Origin of the sequence: Psychroserpens mesophilus (assembly GCF_050617655.1) — a bacterium.
Lineage (GTDB): Bacteria > Bacteroidota > Bacteroidia > Flavobacteriales > Flavobacteriaceae > Psychroserpens > Psychroserpens mesophilus_A.
Genome location: NZ_JBODQC010000235.1, coordinates 1 through 262 on the forward strand (window position 1 = coordinate 1; position 262 = coordinate 262).

Annotated in this window: 1 protein-coding gene; it reads right to left on the reverse strand. The window is 39.7% G+C overall.

Going from position 1 to position 262, the window contains the following annotated elements:
- A partial coding sequence (locus ACRHNM_RS17095; protein ID WP_431137836.1) for a glycoside hydrolase family 3 N-terminal domain-containing protein occupies window positions 1-262 on the reverse strand: 262 nt, incomplete at both ends.

The window sequence follows — 262 nt, forward strand, 5'->3', positions numbered from 1 at the left end:
GTGGTAAATATTCGTTATACATACGTATACGACTCATATCTACTGTGTTGTAATCTCTACCTGCTTCTGGTGCTCCATATAGTGCAAAATGCTTAACACAAGACATTAAAGTATTGTTTGCGGACAAATCATCTTGTTGATAACCTCGAACCATAGCGCGAGCAATTTCACTTCCTAAGTAAGGATCTTCTCCATTTCCTTCAGAAACTCTTCCCCAACGAGGATCTCTAGAGATATCTACCATAGGCGAAAACGTCCAGTT